Origin of the sequence: Pseudorhodoplanes sp., assembly GCF_035565795.1 — a bacterium.
Classification (GTDB): Bacteria; Pseudomonadota; Alphaproteobacteria; order Rhizobiales; family Xanthobacteraceae; genus Pseudorhodoplanes.
In genome coordinates, this window is the sequence record NZ_DATMRV010000056.1 from 18,973 (window position 1) to 36,902 (window position 17,930).

General features: G+C 62.6%; 21 protein-coding genes and 1 other RNA gene. 12 read left to right on the forward strand and 10 right to left on the reverse strand.

What is annotated here, in order from left to right:
- Positions 1–9 precede the first annotated feature (9 nt).
- From VNZ93_RS06110 to glp, 5 genes are all read left to right on the forward strand, one after another.
- Complete coding sequence (locus VNZ93_RS06110) at positions 10–2,967, forward strand: formate dehydrogenase subunit alpha (RefSeq protein WP_325701551.1); 2,958 nt, start codon at positions 10–12, stop codon at positions 2,965–2,967.
- A 12-nt stretch (positions 2,968–2,979) separates the two neighbouring features.
- Positions 2,980–3,576 carry a formate dehydrogenase FDH3 subunit beta gene (gene fdh3B, locus VNZ93_RS06115; protein ID WP_325701554.1) on the forward strand — a complete coding sequence of 199 codons (597 nt, stop codon included), beginning with the start codon at positions 2,980–2,982 and terminating at the stop codon, positions 3,574–3,576.
- 68 nt (positions 3,577–3,644) lie between these two features.
- Positions 3,645–4,667 (forward strand): formate dehydrogenase subunit gamma, encoded by a 1,023-nt coding sequence (locus VNZ93_RS06120; RefSeq protein WP_325701557.1) that lies wholly within the window; start codon positions 3,645–3,647, stop codon positions 4,665–4,667.
- 72 nt (positions 4,668–4,739) lie between these two features.
- Entirely contained in the window at positions 4,740–5,267 is a 528-nt protein-coding gene (mobB, locus tag VNZ93_RS06125) for a molybdopterin-guanine dinucleotide biosynthesis protein B (RefSeq protein ID WP_325701560.1), read from the forward strand.
- Positions 5,267–6,541: a gephyrin-like molybdotransferase Glp gene (gene glp, locus VNZ93_RS06130; protein ID WP_325701562.1), complete on the forward strand. Its 1,275-nt coding sequence runs from the start codon at positions 5,267–5,269 to the stop codon at positions 6,539–6,541. Before mobB ends, glp begins: the two co-directional genes overlap by 1 nt.
- Before the next feature lie 15 nt (positions 6,542–6,556).
- On the opposite strand, the gene VNZ93_RS06135 is transcribed toward glp, so the two are convergent.
- From VNZ93_RS06135 to ffs, 6 genes are all read right to left on the reverse strand, one after another.
- Positions 6,557–6,844 carry a hypothetical protein gene (locus VNZ93_RS06135; RefSeq protein ID WP_325701565.1) on the reverse strand — a complete coding sequence of 96 codons (288 nt, stop codon included), beginning with the start codon at positions 6,842–6,844 and terminating at the stop codon, positions 6,557–6,559.
- Between the two features lie 110 nt (positions 6,845–6,954).
- On the reverse strand, positions 6,955–7,566 hold the full coding sequence (gene mobA / locus VNZ93_RS06140) for a molybdenum cofactor guanylyltransferase MobA (protein WP_325701567.1): 612 nt from the start codon (positions 7,564–7,566) through the stop codon (positions 6,955–6,957).
- Positions 7,567–7,578: 12 nt separating this feature from the next.
- Complete coding sequence (gene fdhD / locus VNZ93_RS06145) at positions 7,579–8,463, reverse strand: formate dehydrogenase accessory sulfurtransferase FdhD (protein WP_325701570.1); 885 nt, start codon at positions 8,461–8,463, stop codon at positions 7,579–7,581.
- A 10-nt stretch (positions 8,464–8,473) separates the two neighbouring features.
- Entirely contained in the window at positions 8,474–8,800 is a 327-nt protein-coding gene (locus VNZ93_RS06150; RefSeq protein ID WP_325701573.1) for a YbaB/EbfC family nucleoid-associated protein, read from the reverse strand.
- A gap of 3 nt (positions 8,801–8,803) precedes the next feature.
- Complete coding sequence (locus VNZ93_RS06155; RefSeq protein WP_325701576.1) at positions 8,804–10,642, reverse strand: DNA polymerase III subunit gamma/tau; 1,839 nt, start codon at positions 10,640–10,642, stop codon at positions 8,804–8,806.
- 60 nt (positions 10,643–10,702) lie between these two features.
- An RNA gene (ffs, locus tag VNZ93_RS06160) (signal recognition particle sRNA small type) lies at positions 10,703–10,799 on the reverse strand.
- A 93-nt stretch (positions 10,800–10,892) separates the two neighbouring features.
- Between ffs and VNZ93_RS06165 the strand changes: the two genes are divergently transcribed.
- The 4 genes from VNZ93_RS06165 to VNZ93_RS06180 all read left to right on the forward strand — a co-directional run bounded on the left by VNZ93_RS06165 (position 10,893) and on the right by VNZ93_RS06180 (position 13,719).
- Positions 10,893–11,312 carry an HIT family protein gene (locus VNZ93_RS06165; RefSeq protein ID WP_325701579.1) on the forward strand — a complete coding sequence of 140 codons (420 nt, stop codon included), beginning with the start codon at positions 10,893–10,895 and terminating at the stop codon, positions 11,310–11,312.
- A gap of 2 nt (positions 11,313–11,314) precedes the next feature.
- On the forward strand, positions 11,315–12,268 hold the full coding sequence (gene nudC / locus VNZ93_RS06170) for an NAD(+) diphosphatase (protein WP_325701583.1): 954 nt from the start codon (positions 11,315–11,317) through the stop codon (positions 12,266–12,268).
- Positions 12,252–13,193: a PfkB family carbohydrate kinase gene (locus VNZ93_RS06175; protein ID WP_325701586.1), complete on the forward strand. Its 942-nt coding sequence runs from the start codon at positions 12,252–12,254 to the stop codon at positions 13,191–13,193. The genes nudC and VNZ93_RS06175 overlap by 17 nt, the downstream gene beginning before the upstream one ends.
- A gap of 73 nt (positions 13,194–13,266) precedes the next feature.
- Positions 13,267–13,719 carry an Lrp/AsnC family transcriptional regulator gene (locus VNZ93_RS06180; RefSeq protein ID WP_325701589.1) on the forward strand — a complete coding sequence of 151 codons (453 nt, stop codon included), beginning with the start codon at positions 13,267–13,269 and terminating at the stop codon, positions 13,717–13,719.
- Between the two features lie 46 nt (positions 13,720–13,765).
- Here VNZ93_RS06180 and VNZ93_RS06185 read toward each other — a convergent pair whose 3' ends face one another.
- The 4 genes from VNZ93_RS06185 to VNZ93_RS06200 all read right to left on the reverse strand — a co-directional run bounded on the left by VNZ93_RS06185 (position 13,766) and on the right by VNZ93_RS06200 (position 15,940).
- The gene (locus VNZ93_RS06185) at positions 13,766–14,341 is read right to left on the reverse strand and encodes a TadE/TadG family type IV pilus assembly protein (protein WP_325701592.1); all 576 of its coding nucleotides are present in this window, start codon (positions 14,339–14,341) and stop codon (positions 13,766–13,768) included.
- Positions 14,338–14,907: a TadE/TadG family type IV pilus assembly protein gene (locus VNZ93_RS06190; protein ID WP_325701595.1), complete on the reverse strand. Its 570-nt coding sequence runs from the start codon at positions 14,905–14,907 to the stop codon at positions 14,338–14,340. Before VNZ93_RS06190 ends, VNZ93_RS06185 begins: the two co-directional genes overlap by 4 nt.
- A gap of 147 nt (positions 14,908–15,054) precedes the next feature.
- A complete protein-coding gene (locus VNZ93_RS06195) occupies positions 15,055–15,474 on the reverse strand; it encodes a pilus assembly protein N-terminal domain-containing protein (protein ID WP_325701598.1) in 420 nt (139 codons plus the stop codon).
- Positions 15,475–15,550: 76 nt separating this feature from the next.
- Positions 15,551–15,940 carry a hypothetical protein gene (locus VNZ93_RS06200; RefSeq protein ID WP_325701601.1) on the reverse strand — a complete coding sequence of 130 codons (390 nt, stop codon included), beginning with the start codon at positions 15,938–15,940 and terminating at the stop codon, positions 15,551–15,553.
- 208 nt (positions 15,941–16,148) lie between these two features.
- Here VNZ93_RS06200 and VNZ93_RS06205 point away from each other — a divergent pair, with 208 nt between their 5' ends.
- The 3 genes from VNZ93_RS06205 to cpaB all read left to right on the forward strand — a co-directional run bounded on the left by VNZ93_RS06205 (position 16,149) and on the right by cpaB (position 17,911).
- A complete protein-coding gene (locus tag VNZ93_RS06205; protein WP_325701604.1) occupies positions 16,149–16,310 on the forward strand; it encodes a Flp family type IVb pilin in 162 nt (53 codons plus the stop codon).
- A 149-nt stretch (positions 16,311–16,459) separates the two neighbouring features.
- Entirely contained in the window at positions 16,460–16,969 is a 510-nt protein-coding gene (locus tag VNZ93_RS06210; RefSeq protein WP_325701639.1) for an A24 family peptidase, read from the forward strand.
- A gap of 144 nt (positions 16,970–17,113) precedes the next feature.
- A complete protein-coding gene (cpaB, locus tag VNZ93_RS06215; protein ID WP_325701607.1) occupies positions 17,114–17,911 on the forward strand; it encodes a Flp pilus assembly protein CpaB in 798 nt (265 codons plus the stop codon).
- The last annotated feature ends 19 nt before the right edge of the window (positions 17,912–17,930 follow it).

Below are 17,930 nucleotides of genomic sequence, written 5' to 3' on the forward strand. Positions count from 1 at the left end.
AGGCATGCCGTGCTGATCAAAAGGACAGAACGCGAAAAGCGCCGCGGTCATCTCGCCGCCCAGCTTGCCGACAATTCCGTGCGGGGCATCGACCGCCGCACTTTCCTGCGCCGTTCCGGTCTCGTGGCGGGCGGTCTTGCTGCAGTCGGCGCCTTGCCGCTGACGGGCATGCGCAAAGCCGATGCCGCGACCGCGGGCCAGCCCGGAGGCGCGCCGATCACCATCCGCAAGAATATCTGCACGCATTGCTCGGTCGGCTGCACCGTCATCGGTGAAGTGCAGAACGGCGTGTGGGTCGGACAGGAGCCCGGATGGGATTCGCCGATCAATCGTGGATCGCATTGTGCGAAAGGCGCGGCGACACGCGAACTCGTGCACGGCGATCGCCGGCTGAAATATCCGCTCAAGCTCGTCGACGGAAAGTGGACGCGAATTTCCTGGGACACCGCGATCAACGAAATCGGCGACAAGCTGTTGCAGATCCGCGAAAAGTCGGGGCCCGACTCGGTCTACTGGCTTGGTTCGGCGAAGTTCACCAACGAGGGTGCCTATCTCAATCGTAAGATGGCGGCCTTCTGGGGGACCAACAACTCCGATCACCAGGCGCGTATCTGCCATTCGACGACCGTCGCTGGCGTAGCCAATACCTGGGGCTACGGCGCGATGACGAACAGCTACACCGATATCCGCAATTCGAAGACGCTGTTCTTCCTCGGCGGCAATCCGGCTGAGGCGCATCCGGTTTCCTTGCAGCATCTGCTCGAAGGCAAGGAGATGAACCGCGCCAACTTCATCGTGGCCGATCCGCGGATGACGCGCACCGCTGCGCACGCCACCGAATATGTGCGGTTGCGACCGGGCACCGATATCCCGGTGCTTTGGGGCATGCTGTGGCACATCTTCAAGAATGGCTGGGAAGACAAGCAATTCATCGAGCAGCGCGTCTACGGCATGGACGACATCCGCAAGGAGGTCGAGAAGTGGAATCCGGAGGAGGTCGAGCGCGTTTCCGGCGTCCCCGGTAATCAGCTTCGGCGCGTCGCCGAAATGTTCGCTAAAGACAAGCCTTCGTGCCTCATCTGGGCGATGGGCCAGACCCAGCATACCGTCGGAACCGCCAACGTTCGTGCAAGCTGCATATTGTTGCTCGCCACAGGCAATGTCGGCGGACCGGGTTCGGGTGCGAACATCTTCCGCGGCCACACCAACGTGCAAGGTGCGACCGACCTCGGTCTCGATATCGTGACGCTGCCGCTCTACTACGGCCTGGTTGAGGGCGCGTGGCGGCATTGGTCGCGGGTCTGGGAGGTTGACTATTCCTGGTTCGAGGGCCGTTTCGACACCATCACCGGTGCCGATGGCAAGCCCGTGAAGATGATGAACACGCCGGGAATTCCGTCGACCCGCTGGTTCGACGCGACATTGTCCGACAAGAAGGATGTGTCGCAGAAGGATACGATCAAGGCGATGATGGTGTTCGGTCACGGCGGCAATACCGTGACCCGCATGCCAAAGGCTCAGGAGGGAATCGAGAAGCTCGATCTCCTCGTCGTTGCGGATCCGCATCCCACGACCTGGGCGGCACTCGCGCCCAATCGCAAGAACAATACCTATCTGCTTCCGATCGCGACCAGCTACGAAACGGCCGGGTCGCGTACAGCGTCCAACCGCGCGATTCAGTGGGGCGAGCAGATCGTCAAGCCGATCTTCGAGTCGAAGGACGACCTCGAGGTTCACTATCTGTTGGCGAAAAAGCTCGGCTTTGCCGACCTGATGTTCAAGAACATCAAGGTCGAGAACAACATGCCGGTGGCGGAAGACGTCCTTCGCGAGATCAATCGCGGCGGATGGTCGACGGGTTATTGCGGCCAGTCGCCCGAGCGGCTGAAGATGCACATGGCCAACCAGAAAGACTTCGACATGCTGACGCAAAGGGCATCGTCGGGGCCGGCCAAGGGCGATTATTACGGCTTGCCATGGCCGTGCTGGGGAACGCCGGAATTCAAGCATCCCGGCACGCCGCTCCTGTACAACACCAACCTCTCCGTCAAGGAGGGAGGCGGTACCTTCCGCGCCCGCTTTGGTCTGGAGCGCGAAGAGAAGCTGCCGGATGGCACGACCCGCAAGGTCAGCCTCCTCGGTAACGGCTATTACTCCAAGGATTCCGAGATCAAGGACGGCTATCCGGAGTTCACGCTCGGCGTTCTCAAGAAGCTCGGCTGGGACAAGGATCTCACCGAGGCCGAACTCGCGGTGATCAACAAGATCAATCCTGCGAATCCGGATGCCGTGGCCTGGTCGATCGATCTGTCCGGTGGTATCCAGCGCGTGGCCATCGAGCACGGCTGCATCCCGTACGGAAACGGCAAGGCGCGCGCCAACGCGTTCGGTTTGCCGGATGCCATCCCTGTGCATCGCGAACCGATCTACACGCCGCGTCCGGAACTCGTCGCGAAATATCCGACCCTGCCGAACGCCCGGCAGTTCCGCGTACCCAATCTCGGTTTCGATGTTCAGAAGTCGGCGGTGGATCGCGGTGTTGCGAAGCAATTCCCGCTGATTCTCACGTCCGGCCGTCTGGTCGAATATGAAGGCGGCGGTGAAGAAACGCGGTCCAACAAGTGGCTCGCCGAGCTGCAGCAGGACATGTTTATCGAGATAAATCCTGCCGATGCGGCGGAGCGCGGAATCACTGACGGAGGCTGGGTCTGGGTGACCGGCGCCGAGCATTCGTCCAAGGCGCGCATGAAAGCGCTTGTCACGGAGCGTGTCGGTAAGGGCGTGACCTGGTGTCCGTTCCACTTCGCCGGCTGGTTCCAGGGCGAGGATCAACGCGGAAACTATCCGCAGGGTACCGACCCGGTGGTGCTGGGTGAGAGCGTCAACGTGCTCACCACCTATGGCTACGATCCGGTCACGGGCATGCAAGAGCCCAAGGCTACCCTCTGTCAGGTTCGTGCGGCTTAAGGAGACGCAACCATGGCTCGTATGAAATTTCTTTGCGACGCCGATCGTTGCATCGAGTGCAACGCATGCGTCACAGCCTGCAAGAACGAACACGAAGTGCCGTGGGGCATCAACCGCCGGCGTGTCGTCACCATCAATGACGGCAAGCCCGGTGAACGTTCGGTGTCCATGGCCTGCATGCATTGCACCGACGCGCCCTGCGCTGCGGTGTGCCCGGTGAACTGCTTCTTCACCACCGCCGACGCGGTGGTGCTGCACTCGAAGGATCTTTGCATCGGCTGCGGCTATTGCTTCTACGCCTGCCCGTTCGGCGCGCCGCAATATCCACGAGTCGGCAATTTCGGTTCGCGCGGCAAGATGGACAAGTGCACCTTCTGCGCCGGCGGCCCGGACAACGACTACACCGTCGCCGAATATCAGAAATACGGCTCCAACCGATTGGCCGAGGGCAAGCTGCCGCTTTGCGCGGAGATGTGCTCCACCAAGTCGCTGCTGGCCGGCGACGGCGACATCATCGCCCAGATCTACAAGGAGCGCGTGGTCCGTCGCGGCTACGGTTCCGGTGCCTGGGGATGGAAGACTGCCTACAGGGAAACGATCGCATCCTGATTGTGCGTGATGGGCCGGCGGGAAATCTTCCGGCTCCCTCGCAACGACACGAATAAGAGGAGACGGGGATGCAGACGCTCACACGGACGCTTCAGACCTTCGCCAGCGCGCTTGCGCTGCTTTGCATCGTGCTTGTGGCCGTACCCGCTGCGGCGCAGACGCGTAATTCCGACGGCTCCGTGAACCCGACCGCGAGTGCGGTTCAGGAAGGTCAGTTGCTTCAGGAACTCCAGAGAGTGCAGGGGCGGGTCAGCATTCCCGACAAGAAGGAAGGCGTGTTGATCCAGCCGGCCGGCCGTGATTGGCGGTACTTCCACGAAGTGACGCTGCGCTGGATCGGCGGCATCGCCATCCTCGGCATGCTTCTGCTGCTGGTCGGCTTCTATCTGGTGCGCGGCATGGTGCGGCTGAAGAGCGGACGCTCGGGACGCACGATCGTGCGCTTCAGCGCGTTCGAGCGCTTCGTGCACTGGATGACAGCGGCGTGTTTCATCATTCTCGGCATCACCGGTCTCAACATCACGTTCGGCCGCCCCTTGCTCATGCCGCTGATGAGCGCCGAGGCTTTCACCAATTGGTCGCTCGCCGCGAAATACGCGCATAACTTCGTGAGCTTCCCGTTCACGATCGGCGTCGTCCTGATCTTCCTGATGTGGATCGCCGGCAACATTCCAAATCGCGTGGATGCCGAGTGGGTCAAGCGCGGCGGCGGCATCATCGGCGATGACCATCCGCCGGCCTACCGCTTCAATGCCGGCCAGAAGATGATCTACTGGATCGTGGTTCTGGGCGGCGCGGCGTCGGCGATTTCCGGCTATCTTCTGATGTTCCCTTTCTATGGAAACTTCACGATATCCGGGATGCAGACCGTGCAGATGGTACACAGCATCGTCGCAGTCCTGTTCGTCGCAGCCATGCTGGCACATATCTATATCGGCACCATAGGCATGGAGGGCGCCTTCGAGGCGATGGGTACCGGCGAAGTCGACGTGAACTGGGCGCGCGAGCACCACAGCCTCTGGCTGGAAGAGGAGCAGGCGCGCGCGCGTGGCGCCGCCCCCACGGGCGCCAGGGCGACGCCCGCCGAATAGCGGCGGCTCCGCATTTACGATCCGAAGCGCCCGGTGGTACCCCCGCCGGGCGCTTTGCTGTAAAAGCGCCGCATGCGCATTATCGGCCTCGCCGGCTGGAGCGGCTCCGGCAAAACCACTCTTCTGACCAAGGTCCTGCCGCGCCTGATCGCGCGCGGCAAGCGCGTCTCCACGCTCAAGCACGCGCACCACAATTTCGACGTCGATCGCCCGGGCAAGGATTCGTTCGAACATCGCTCTGCCGGTGCGACCGAGGTGCTGGTGGTTTCCGGCAACCGTTGGGCATTGATGCACGAACTGCGCGGCGATCCGGAACCGCGCCTGCCGCAACTGCTCGCGAAGCTGTCCGACGTCGATCTCGTGCTGGTCGAAGGGTTCAAGCGCGAGAGCTTCCCCAAGCTCGAAGTCCATCGCGTGGCGAACGGCAAGCCGCTGCTGCAGGGTGAGGATGGCTGGATCGTCGCGATCGCATCGGATACGCCGCTGCCGCAGGCGACCGTACCGGTTGTCGACCTGAACGATATCGAAGGCATCGCCGATCTCCTGCTTGCAAAGGCGATCCCGATCGCCGAAATCAGCGCGCACGCGGATGCGATCTGATGGCGCAGCTGACCGATGATTGCTTCGCGTTTTCCGGGCCGCTGCTTCCGGTTGATGACCTCGAACGCATCATCGACGAACGCATCGCTCCGGTGGCCGAAACCGAGATGGTGACCTTGTCCGCTGCGCGCGGACGTACATTGGCGGCAGACGTCGAAGCGTCGATCAGCCTGCCACCCTTCGATAATTCCGCCGTCGATGGCTATGCCGTTCGCCATTCTGATCTCGACCCGGCGTCCGATACGACCCTCGCTGTTGCCGAGCGCATCACCGCAGGTCGTGCGGCAGTGCATCCGATCGCTCCGGGCACGGCCATTCGCATTTTCACCGGCGCGCCGATGCCGGACGGTGCCGACACCGTGTTCATGCAGGAAGATGTGCGGGTCGAAGACGGCAAGGTGATCGTGCCGCCCGGTCTGAAGCGCGGTTCGAATCGCCGGTTTGCCGGCGAAGACATTTGCGCGGGCGCCGTGGCGTTACCCGCCGGGCGCATTCTGTCAGTCGCAGACGTCGCGCTTGCATCTGCGCTCGGCCTGACCGAGTTGCCGGTGCGTCGTCGCATTCGGGTCGCGCTGTTCTCGACCGGCGACGAATTGACCGAGCCAGGTTTGCCGCTGGGCCGCGCCACGCTCTACGATGCGAACCGGCGGCTTCTTGGTGGTTTGATCGAGTCGCTGGGTGCGACTGTAACCGATCTCGGGATCCTGCCGGACGATCCTGCGCAGCTTGCACCGGCGCTGAAAGCTGCAGCCGACGGGCACGATCTGGTTCTGACGTCTGGCGGCGTATCGACTGGCGAAGCTGATCACGTACGCGATGCGGTCGAAGCGATCGGCCGTCTGGTGTTCTGGCGCGTCGCGATCAAGCCGGGGCGGCCGGTTGCGATGGGTGTGATCGCGGGCGCCACCACTGGTGCGAACGCTGCCTTCGCCGGGCTGCCCGGAAATCCCGTCGCGGCATTCGTCACCTTCGTGCGTGTGGTGCGGCCGCTGATCTTGAGACTCTCGGGTGCGATGGCGCCGGCGTTGATCACGCTGCCGGTGCGTGCGGCGTTCAGCTATCGCAAGAAGAAGGGCCGCCGCGAATATGTGCGTGTCGCATTGAAGCGCGCCGCGGACGGCGTCGTAGAGGCGTTCCGGCATCCGCAGGAAGGCGCGGGTGTGCTGACGTCGCTGACCGAAACCGACGGGCTTCTGGAACTTCCCGAAAACATAACGACGGTCGAGCCGGGCTCGACCGTCGAATTTCTGCCTTACGCCATTCTCACGCGCTGAGCGCAGTTGGGCGCGTCAGGAGCAGGTCGGATTCTCTTCCGCCGCGTCGCCGAAATCGATGGCGATCCACTTCCAGGTGGTGGCGACACTGCAATCTTCGCCGGCGTCGCCTTCGGGGACCTGATGAGCGACGGTCTGCGGACCCGGCCGGTTCAGCATCTTGCGGTAGCTCCAGCTCTGCTTGATACGGGCGCCTTCGGTCGCGAATGTTGTTCCGCTCGCACGCTGCGCCATGCTCATCGCGAAATAGCCGCACACCGCCAGAACGACGACGGCCAGACAGGACATCAGAAAAACCCGCATCATAGCCTCCCCGGAAGACCTGATAGGCCCGCGCTATATGCGGCCCAACATATTAGAATCATTATGGACTTTGGGGGCAAGAGATCAAGCGGCTTGGTGCCGCATCGGCGCTATTGGAGCGCGATATCGTTGGCGCGGGCGCGATCTTCCGGCGTGTTGACGTTGAAAAAGGGGTCGACCGGCCGGTCCGGCCATTCCGCGATGGCGATGCCGTGACGGGCGGTCCAGACCTCGATCTTGTGCAGGTCTTCGTCCACCAAAGCGCGCCGCAGGTCCGCCCGGAGCGAAACCGCCCACAATCCGGCGACCGGATGCCGCCAGTCTCCGGACTTGGCGCAGGCCAATGGCGCGCCGGACGCCGAGCGCGCCGCGTGCAACTTGCCGACGAGGTCGGCGGGCAGAAAAGGACAATCGCCGGGGACGCTGACCATCCAATCGATTTCCGGCCGATGCGCAGCGATCCAGTCGAGACCCACAAGGATGCCGGCGAGCGGGCCGGCAAAATCAGGAATGTCGTCCGGCACGACGGGGAGCCCGAAGCGCGCAAATCGTGACGGATCGCCGTTGGCATTGAGAATGAGACCCTCGCATTGCGGCGTCACGGTCTCGATCACACGCTCGAGGATTGTGCGGCCACCGATTTCGATTAGTGCCTTGTCGCCACCTCCCATCCGTCGCGCGAGGCCGCCGGCGAGGATGAGGCCAAAAGTTCTCTCAGTCATTTGCTGCAGCGTTCAATCGTCGTGCATCGCCGCCTTGCGCCGATGCTTTGCGCTCTCGTCCTCGATGTAACTGAGATCCTGATCGAAGATGATGCGATCGATGCCCGCGAGCGCCGTGAAACGCTTGCCGCGCGCGCGGCCGATCAGCGTGAGGTTGGCCTTGCGGGCGAGCTCGACGCCCCATGCGGTGAAGCCTGAGCGGGACACGAGGATCGGAATCCCCATGCGCACGGTCTTGATCACCATCTCGGAGGTGAGGCGGCCAGTGGTGTAGAAAATCTTGTCGTGTGCGGGCACCTTCTGCTGGAACATCCAGCCCGCGATCTTGTCGACTGCGTTGTGACGGCCGACGTCTTCCATATAAACAAGCGGGCGATCTTCCTGCGCCAGCACGCAGCCATGGATCGCGCCGGCCTCCAGATAGAGCGACGGCGTGGTGTTGATCTTGTGCGTCAGCGCGTAGAGCCATGACGTGCGCAAAGGCACTGCCGGCAGCGTGACATTCTCCAGCGCTTCCATCAGATCGCCGAACACGGTGCCCTGCGCGCAACCGGATGTCTGAACCTTCTTCTTGAGCTTTTCTTCATAGTTGGTCTCGCGCTCGGTGCGCACGACGACGACCTGCAATTCCTCGTCATAGTCCACGCCGGTCACGATATCGTCCGGCTGCAGCATGCCCTGATTGAGCAGATAGCCGATGGCAAGATAGTCGGGATGATCGCCGATCGTCATCGCCGTCACGATTTCCTGCGCATTCAGGAAGATCGTCAGCGGACGTTCAACCGTCACCACAGTTTCGATTTCTGCGCCGGTCTGGTCCACTCCGCGCACGCGCTCGGTGAGCCGCGGATCGTGCGGATCGGGCCGGATCAGATAATCGTCGTCCGCAATCGTCATTCGGTCGTTGCTATCCGAACGGCAGCTTGAACCCGCCGGGCAGCGGCAGGCCGCCAGTGAGCGACTTCATCTTCTCCGCCATCACGCTTTCGGATTTCTTGCGTGCATCCGCATGGGCCGTGACAAGAAGATCCTCCAGGATTTCCTTTTCGTCCGGCTTCAGGAGCGAATCGTCGATCTTCACGGCTTTGAGATCGCCCTTGCCGGACAAGGTGATCTTGACCAGCCCGCCACCCGATGCGCCCTCGACTTCGACTGTCTCGAGTTCTGCCTGCATCGCCTGCATCTTCGACTGCAGCTCGGCGGCCTTCTTCATCATGCCCATGAAATCGGCCATGTCTTACCTTTCGCTATCACTATCGTCGTCGTCATCCGGAAGATCCGGTATGAAATCGCCGTCAATTCCGGCTGGCGGCGGCTCGTTTTCGCGCGGTCGCACTGCGACAATTTCCGCGCCGGGAAAGCGTTCCAGAACGGCCTGAACCAGCGGATCGGCGCGCACGCCACGCTTCAGTTCGGCCTCGCGCGCATCCATTTGCGCTTTCAATGTCGGCTGGCCGGGTTCGCGCGACAACACGACGACCCATTGCCGGCCGGTCCACGACTTCAGCTTGCCGGGCAATTCGTTGACGATGGCCTGCGATGCGCCGGTTTCGAGCGCAATTTCGAGCTGTCCGTCCTCGAAGCGGACCAGCCGTATATCGCGCTCCAGTGCTGCCTTGACGCGCAGATCGCGTTTGTCAGCTGCGAGCTGCACAAGCTCTTCGAAGCTGCCAATTTTCAAGACTTCGGCAACCGGCGCCGCGGCCGGGCGGGGCACCGCGCTCAAGGCCGGCGCCACCATCGCGCGCGGTCCGCTGCGTGGCGCCTCGCTGCGTGGCGTGGCGATCGGCGCTACGGCTTGCGCAGTACTGAAGGACGCTGTCGCGCCGCCGCCATTGCTGCGCGGGGCGGAGATCGCAGCCGTATCCATGACTCCGCCATTCGCGAGCGAACGGATCGCTTCATCGGGCGTCGGCAGATCGGCGGCATAGGCGATGCGCACGAGCAGCATTTCCGCTGCGGCGACCGGGCGCGCAGCCTGCTGCACTTCCGTGAGGCCCTTGAGCAGCATCTGCCAGGTCCGCGACAGGATGCGCATCGAGAGCTGCGCTGCGAAGGCTTTGCCGCGCACGCGCTCGGCTTCGCTGAGCGACAGGTCGTCGGCAACGGAGGGAACGAGCTTCACACGCGTCACGAAGTGGGTGAATTCTGCGAGATCGGAGAGAATGATCGCGGGGTCAGCGCCGGAATCATACTGGTCGCGCAATTCCTTCAAAGCGTCTGCGATCTCGCCCTTGAGCAGCATCTCGAACAGATCAACGACGCGCGCGCGGTCCGAGAGGCCGAGCATTTGCCGCACGTCATCGGCGCGCACTTCGCCGGCGGCATGCGCAATGGCCTGATCGAACAGCGACAGCGAATCGCGCACCGAACCTTCCGCGGCGCGCGCAATCAGCGCGAGTGCCTCGGTCTCAGCCTTGACGTCTTCTTTTTCGGCGATGCCGGAGAGATGCCGCACCAGCAGGTCGCCATCGACACGGCGCAGGTCGAAGCGCTGGCAACGCGACAGAACCGTGATCGGTACCTTGCGGATTTCGGTGGTCGCGAAGATGAATTTCGCGTGCGGCGGCGGCTCTTCCAGCGTCTTCAGCAGCGCGTTGAACGCCGCCGTCGACAGCATGTGAACCTCGTCAAGGATGTAGACCTTGTATCGCGCACTGACCGGTGCATAGCGCACGGCATCATTGATCTGGCGGACGTCATCGACGCCGTTATGCGAAGCGGCGTCCATCTCCAGCACGTCGATGTGGCGGCTTTCGATGATCGCCTGGCAATGCTCGCCCATCACCGGCATGTCGATGGTCGGGCCTTTGATCGATCCGTCCGGCAATTGATAATTCAGCGCACGCGCAAGGATGCGGGCGGTGGTCGTCTTGCCGACACCGCGCACGCCGGTCAGGATCCAGGCCTGCGGGATGCGGCCGGTCTCGAACGCATTCGAGATCGTGCGCACCATCGCGTCCTGTCCGATCAGGTCGGCGAAGGTCGAGGGCCGGTAGCGGCGCGCTAGGACGCGGTAGGCGCCCGCACCCTGCGGTGCGCCCTGTCCCGGCGTCTCGTTGCTGGTCTCGCTCATCGCGCTTCCGGGTTGGAGGCGCCGGCGCGGCCCGGACACCTGCATTTGCGACGAAAAGGGGTGGGAGGCTGACGAGCGACCCGAACCGAAGCTCGTTAGGGCTGCTTCCTTCCGGACCTGACCCGGTTGGCGAGTGGCTCGCCCACCGCCAACCTCCCATGCGTTATATCGGGCCTCGCCGCCCCGAAAGCAAGCAAAACGGCAGGGGAGGTGATAACCTGTGCTCTCCCGCAATGCCTTGGACAATCACATGAATTCGGATGGATGGTCGCTGCACCCGCAACTCGTGCGGGATACGATAGAACTCGGCGATCTGGCGCTCTCGCGTGTCCTGATCATCAAGGACGCGAATTACCCCTGGCTGCTGCTGGTTCCGCGGCGGCCGAACATTGTCGAGATCATCGATCTGGACGAGGTCGAGCAGGCCCAGCTGATGGTAGAGATCGCTCGTGTCGGCCGGGTGCTGAAAGATGTCACCAAGTGCGACAAGCTGAACGTTGCCGCTTTGGGGAATGCGGTCCCCCAGCTTCATGTGCATGTCATCGCCCGCCGCAAGACCGATAAGGCCTGGCCGAAGCCGGTCTGGGGCGCAGCAGAACCGCTCGACCACGACTTCACTGAGCTCGACCGGTTCATGGATGCGATGAAGAAGAAACTCTGGGTGTCCTGACGATGCAGAAAGCGCTCCCCTTCGGCCCCTGGCCGACGCTCGGCTATGTCGACAGCCAGCTCGATCGCGCCGCCGTGCGGCGGATCGATCCGCAATTTCTCGATGCCTGCGCCGCACAGGAGACGTGCGGCTTCTATCTCGTCGGCGGCGAGATGGTTGTGCTGAAGCGATCGGGTGATGGCTTCTATCCGATGTTCTCGGCGAGGGAGATCTCAGCCCTGGCCCCGGCGGCCGAGCGCGTGTTTCTGGGTCTTGTGCGTGACGCCGGCCGGTTCGGTGTGGCACTGCCGCATGATGCGATCGAGACCCTCAAGGCGGACGAACGGTTTCACGTCACCGATCTGCGCTCGATCGCGGTTCAGGGCCTCGTTCCTTCCGATCATCTCGCGCCGCTCGCGGAGGCGAAGGCGCTGTTGCACTGGCATGCGCGGCGACACTTCTGCAGCAATTGCGGTCATCCGACCGAGGTGGTGCAGGCTGGCTGGCGGCGCGATTGCACGCACTGCAAGGCGCAGCATTTTCCGCGAACCGATCCGGTCGTGATCATGCTGGCGGTCAGCGGCGATCGATGCCTGCTCGGCCGGCAGTCGCGCTTTGCGCCGGGCATGTGGTCGTGCCTCGCCGGCTTTGTCGAGCCGGGCGAAACCATCGAAGAGGCGGCGCGACGCGAAACCCTGGAAGAAGCCGGAATTCGCTGCGGGCGCGTCCGCTATTTCGCCTCGCAACCCTGGCCGTTTCCCTCGTCGCTGATGATCGGTTGCCATGCCGAGGCGACCTCCCATGACATCGTCGTCGATTACGACGAGCTTGAGGATGCCCGCTGGTTCTCGCGCGAGGAAGCCGCAACGATGTTGATGCGGACGCATCCGGAAGGTCTCGGCACGCCGCCGCCGGTGGCGATCGCCCATCACATCATCCGCGCGTGGGTAGAAAAGGGCGATGGCGTCTTCACCTAACTCCACCGGTGGAAAGCTGATCGTTTGCGCCGGCATGTCGGTGATCGATCATGTGTATCGCCTGTCTGCATTTCCAGCTCCCGGCACCAAGACCCGCGCGGAGGATTTCTTTTCCGTGCTGGGCGGATGCGCGGCGAACGCCGCGATTGCAATCAGCCGGCTGGGCGGACGCACGCGTGTAATCTCTCCCCTCGGAGGCCCGCCCGGGCGCGATCTGACCGGCGACAACGTTCTGGCCAAGCTTCAATACGAAAACATCGATGTTGCGCATGTCGTGCGCGTGGACGGGGCGGTCTCGTCGCGGTCCTCGATCTTCATCGACGGTGATGGCGAACGAACCATCGTGAGTTACCGCGATCCAAGGATCGAGGTTGCGCGGCCACACGATCCGCAAAACGCGATTGCGGGCGCCGATGCCGTGCTGATCGATAATCGCTTTCCGGAATTCGTGCTGCCGGTCGCGCGCGCGGCCGCGGCCGCAGGCAACATCGTCGTTCTCGACGGCGACAAGCCGACGCGGCTGACCGACGATCTTCTGACGGTGGCCACGCATATCGTGTTCTCCACCGACGGGCTGCGCACGACAGCGGGTACTGACGATCTTGCCGCCGCGCTCTCGCTGGTCGCGGAGCGAACCGATGCCTTTCTCGCCGTCACGCACGGGCAGCAGGACATGCTGTGGCTCGAAAAAGGTGCGATCCGCCGGTTGCCGGCCTTCCGGATCGAGGCGGTCGATACATTGGGCGCGGGGGATGTTTTCCACGGGGCCTTTGCGCTCGCTCTGGCCGAGGGCCAGGCCATCCCGGCGGCGATGCGCTTTGCCGCGGCCACGGCTGCGATCAAGTGCAGCCGAATGGGGGGTGGTGCGGCAGCGCCGGAGCGGGATGAGGTGGAGCAGTTTCTTGATGCGAGGTCCGAAAAATAGGCTTCCATGGAGAACAATGTTCCATGTATAGCATCCTGTGACCCTTAAAATGGAATAATATTCTAGGTGCTGCATGGATGCCATTGATCGGAAAATTCTCCTGACATTGCAGGAAGATGCCTCACTCTCGGTTGCCGAGATCGGCCAGCGGGTGGGCTTGTCGTCCACGCCTTGCTGGAAGCGCATTCAGCGCCTCGAGGCCGAGGGCGTGATTCAGAAGAGGGTCGCGATCGTCGATCAGGACAAGGTCGGGCTCGGTATCAGCGTCTTCGTCTCGGTCGAGACCGACGATCATTCCGAGGGCTGGCTCAGCCGCTTCGCGAGCGCGGTCAGCGCAATGCCGGAAGTGATGGAATTCTACCGGATGGCCGGCGATGTCGATTACATGCTGCGCGTCGTCGTGCAGGACATGCAGGCCTACGACACCTTCTACAAGAAGCTGATTGCGTCTTCGCCGTTGAAGAACGTCACGTCGCGGTTCGCGATGGAGAAGATCAAGTCGACGACGAGCTTGCCGATCCCGTGACGACCGCTTCGGGGGCGCGCATGACGCGCGACCCCGCGCGATGGCATCAGATCTTCTGGATCGTGTCGGACAGCCGCGGCCGCATGTAGATCTGATCGCTCAGGTTCATCGTCCCGGTGACGACATAGCCGATCGACGGCTTATATGTGTAGGAGGCTTCGCCCCAAACCAGGGAGGTCGATGGCACATTCAGCGCCGCGGGCAGGGTCACGCTGGAGCCGACCGCACGCGCGGTGCCGTTCTTGGTGGCGCTCCATTTGATCTTGGCGTTGCCGTTCGCGTCGATATCGATCACCGACACCGTGACCTTCACACTCGAGTCGGGGTAGGGCGCCATGACGGCCGTGGATGCGCCGAGAGCCGCGTTGATGCCCGCGGTATCGATGCTCGCGACCTGAGCCACAAGGTCGGCGACGGTGCGCGCGGTCAGCGTCACCTTGCGATCGATGCTGATCCCCTGGGACACCTCCACGCCGCCGAGATATAGCGTCAGCATCAGCGGCAGCAGCATTGCGAACTCGACTGCGGAGACACCGCGCTTGTCGCGCGTGAACTCGGACAGGCGCCGGGTCACAAGCCGGGCGAGAATGCTTTCGATACGGCCGATCATGACGTGTTTCATTGATAGGGCTCGTTGCGGAATGCAGCTGTCGCCATCAGCAGACGTTTGCCGCCGGACAGGTCGGCGAGATTGAGTCCGAGCAGCGACACGAAAACCGGCCACTCGTAGAGCAGGCGTACGACCACGATGTCGCCCGGTGTTCCCGGCTGAAACATCGGCGTAAAGGTGACGTTGCCATTGGCGTCGATCGGCTTCGACATGTTGGCCGAACTGAAGGACGAGTAGGTGCGCACATCGACCTTGATGCCGGTGTTGCAATCAAACAGGCCGAAAACGCGGTTGCACACCTCTTCCTTGAACTTTGTCTCGTTGAAGCCGTTCTTCTGCGCCTGGCCCGTCATGATCAGACGCGCGGAGTCCGACGCGGCTGTCTCAAGGACCTGGCCAGCAAAGAAGACCAGTGCGGTTTCAAGGATCGCGAAAACCAGCGCAAGGAAGGGCGCCGCGACCATCGCGAATTCGACCGCGACAGCGCCGTCTTTCTTGCGGGCAAAGCGGCGAAGAATGCGCGGTGTAAACCGGCGTACAAAGTGCGATGTCGCACCTTTTCTCACGGCCTTCGACATAACGCTCACCCATTGATCGGGCGCACGACGCCCGCACCAACAGGTTCTAGCAAAGACGCGTTTGTGAATGGTTGCCCGGGTTCCGGACAAACAACAGTGTGCGATTCACACTTCGGAAACCACGACGCCGATGGCGCTCGCTGTGGATCAGCGCGGGGCGGACATCGCGCTCGCCTGTGTGCTCCGGGCCGTGGTCTGAACCAGCGCCTGATTGAAGAACTGCTGGGTGTCGCCTGGCGCAATGACGGGCTGGCAGTTCGGCGCACAGCTATAGGTTTCGCGGTTGACGCCCTTGTATACGACCACGGTGTCGATCGCGCCCCGCACCTCGATGATCTTTTCAAGGAGAGCATTGCCTTGGCGGTCAAGTGCGATGAAGTTGGTCGCGCCGTAACCTTTGCCGGTCAACACCACAAGCCCGCCCGGCTGCAGCGACGCGTCGGCGATCAGTGGATTCCCGACCACGATGGTGGCCACGCGATCCGGCAGCCGGATCAGCTTGGCCTCGTCCATGCTGACATTCAGGATTTCGCTTGGGGGAATGTCGCCGGCCTGCGCCGCTGTCATCAGAAGTGCGAGCGCTGTCGCGCTAAAAAATGCGGAGCGGAAAAAGCTCCGAACGCCAGAACGCGCCGCCATCACGCTACTCCGCACACATCAACACTGGTGGACGCCGGACAGGACGATCCCACAGAGACAATTCACCGCAAATTGGTGAATCTTTCCCGAACGGGATGTCACAGAATGACTGGCGGCTCGCCTTTCTCGCGCGCTCGTCCGCCAGGAGGCTTTGCGACGTTCCAGACAGTGCTTTCCAAATTTGCTTCAAATCTTCCTTAACCTCAGATTCAGACGGCCAGCCCGAAAAATCGGTCAAGACATTGGTCCGGCCGGTCTCGGCGTTGCTTCCCGTTACCGGGGATGGGGCCGCGGCCAGAGGGCCTTCGCCGCAGGGCTGACTGTCGGCTTCGATTCGAAAAACCTGCATTTCATCGATGTTTCCGGCGCAAGCGCCGCGTGCCGGATGCGGCATGTTCGGCGGTCTTCCCGACGCCGGCCTCGTGCCCATCGCGTCCATCGGCGAGATCATCGCTAACGGAAGATGAAGCCAACCTCAAAAACGGGGATCATCGCCCTTACGGATTTTTCAATCGCGCCCGGTAGGTTCGCGTCACTGCCGGCCACACCGGTTGTCTGGTTCAAGTCTGGTTCAAAAACGCTGTCTCAACGGAGCTATAACAATGGTGACCTTCAAGAAGTTCATTGGTGACGAGTCGGGTGCGACTGCCATCGAATACGGCCTGATCGCGGCTGGCATTGCCGTCGCCATCATCACCGTCGTGCAGGGCCTCGGCACGAAGCTGACCTCGACCTTTACGTCGGTCCAGGGCGCCCTGAAGTAATTGGTGGCCGAGTGCGAAGCCGCGTCCCGAGGTCACCCCTCGGGCGCGGCTTTGCCTTTTCCGGAACGGTATGCGGCGATAACTGAACCGCAAGGGCCGGCTGCTAGTTTCAGAGTCAGGTTGGTGTTGTGAGTGCGGCCATGACTGTGATGATGACAGACGCCATTCGCCTGTTTCTGTTTCCGGCGCTTATGGCCTTCGCTGCGTTTAGCGATCTGTTTACGATGACGATCTCGAACCGGGTGTCGCTGCTTCTGATCGCCGGGTTCTTCGTCATGGCGCTTTTGATCGGGATGGGCGGAGCCGAGCTGCTGTCGCATCTCGGTGCGGGGCTGACGGTTCTGGCAGTCACCTTCACACTGTTCGCATGCGGCTGGATCGGCGGCGGCGATGCCAAGCTTGCCGCGGCGACTGCGCTCTGGCTCGGTTTCGATCCCCTGATGACCTATCTGATCTATGCCTCACTGTTCGGAGGCGTCCTGACCCTTGCGATCATGCGTTATCGGCTGATGCCGCTGCCGGCCATGCTGGAGGGGCAGGACTGGGCGTTGCGGCTGCATCGTGCGGACGCCGGCGTGCCTTACGGCATCGCACTCGCCAGCGCCGCGATCGCGGTCTATCCCTATACGATCTGGATGAAGCCGCTTCCCATCGGCTGACGGGTTCCGTTTCCCGAGCCAGATCAAGACAAAATTAACTTGGTTTGCAAACCGCTCATTAACCACGAATTGACCTTTGGGTGGTGAAACTCACCCTCACGGCCATGTCCCGGCCGAATGCGTCATTCGTGGAAAGTGAAGCGTATGAGAGCCGCGCGACTCATTGTCCTTGGGGTTGCGGTCGCAGCAGGTGGCCTCGCGGCACTGCTGGCAGGCCGATCGGCCGTTCAGGCGCCGCCGCCGGCCCCGGTGGCGAAGCTCGAAACCGTCGACGTCCTCGTCGCGAATAGCGATATCGGCCAGGGCACAGCCGTCAAGCCGGATGAGCTGCGCTGGCAGATGTGGCCGGCTGCGTCCGCCGGTCCGAATTTCATCCGCAAGAGCGACCGGCCCGACGCGATCGAACAGATTGCCGGCTCAATCGTGCGCGGCGGCACTTTCTTTGCCGGCGAGCCGATTCAGGAATCGCGCCTGGTGAAAGCGAACGCCTCGGGCTACCTGTCGGCCATCCTCCCCGCCGGCATGCGCGCAGTCGCGACCGAAATCAGCGCCGAAACCAGCGCGGGCGGCTTCGTCATTCCGGGTGACTATGTCGATGTGATCCTGGCGCGACGGGACCGCGAAGCGGAGAAGCGCAACGGCATCGAATCCTACACCAGCGAGACCATCATCGCGAATGTGCGCGTGCTCGCCGTCGACCAGACGGTGGAAGACAAGAACGGCCAGAAGGTCGTGATCGGCAAGACCGTCACGCTCGAGCTGACGCCGGTCCAGGCTGAAACTCTCGCAGCCGGCAAGCAGGCCGGCGTCCTGTCGCTCGCCCTGCGCAGCGTCGTCGATACATCAAAGACTGCCGCCGATGCCGAAGAAAATCCGGCAGCGCGGCGCACTGGCGTGAACATCGTGCGGTTCGGCGTGTCTACGACCGCCACGTCGAAATAGGTTGAAGGAAGGAAGCCGC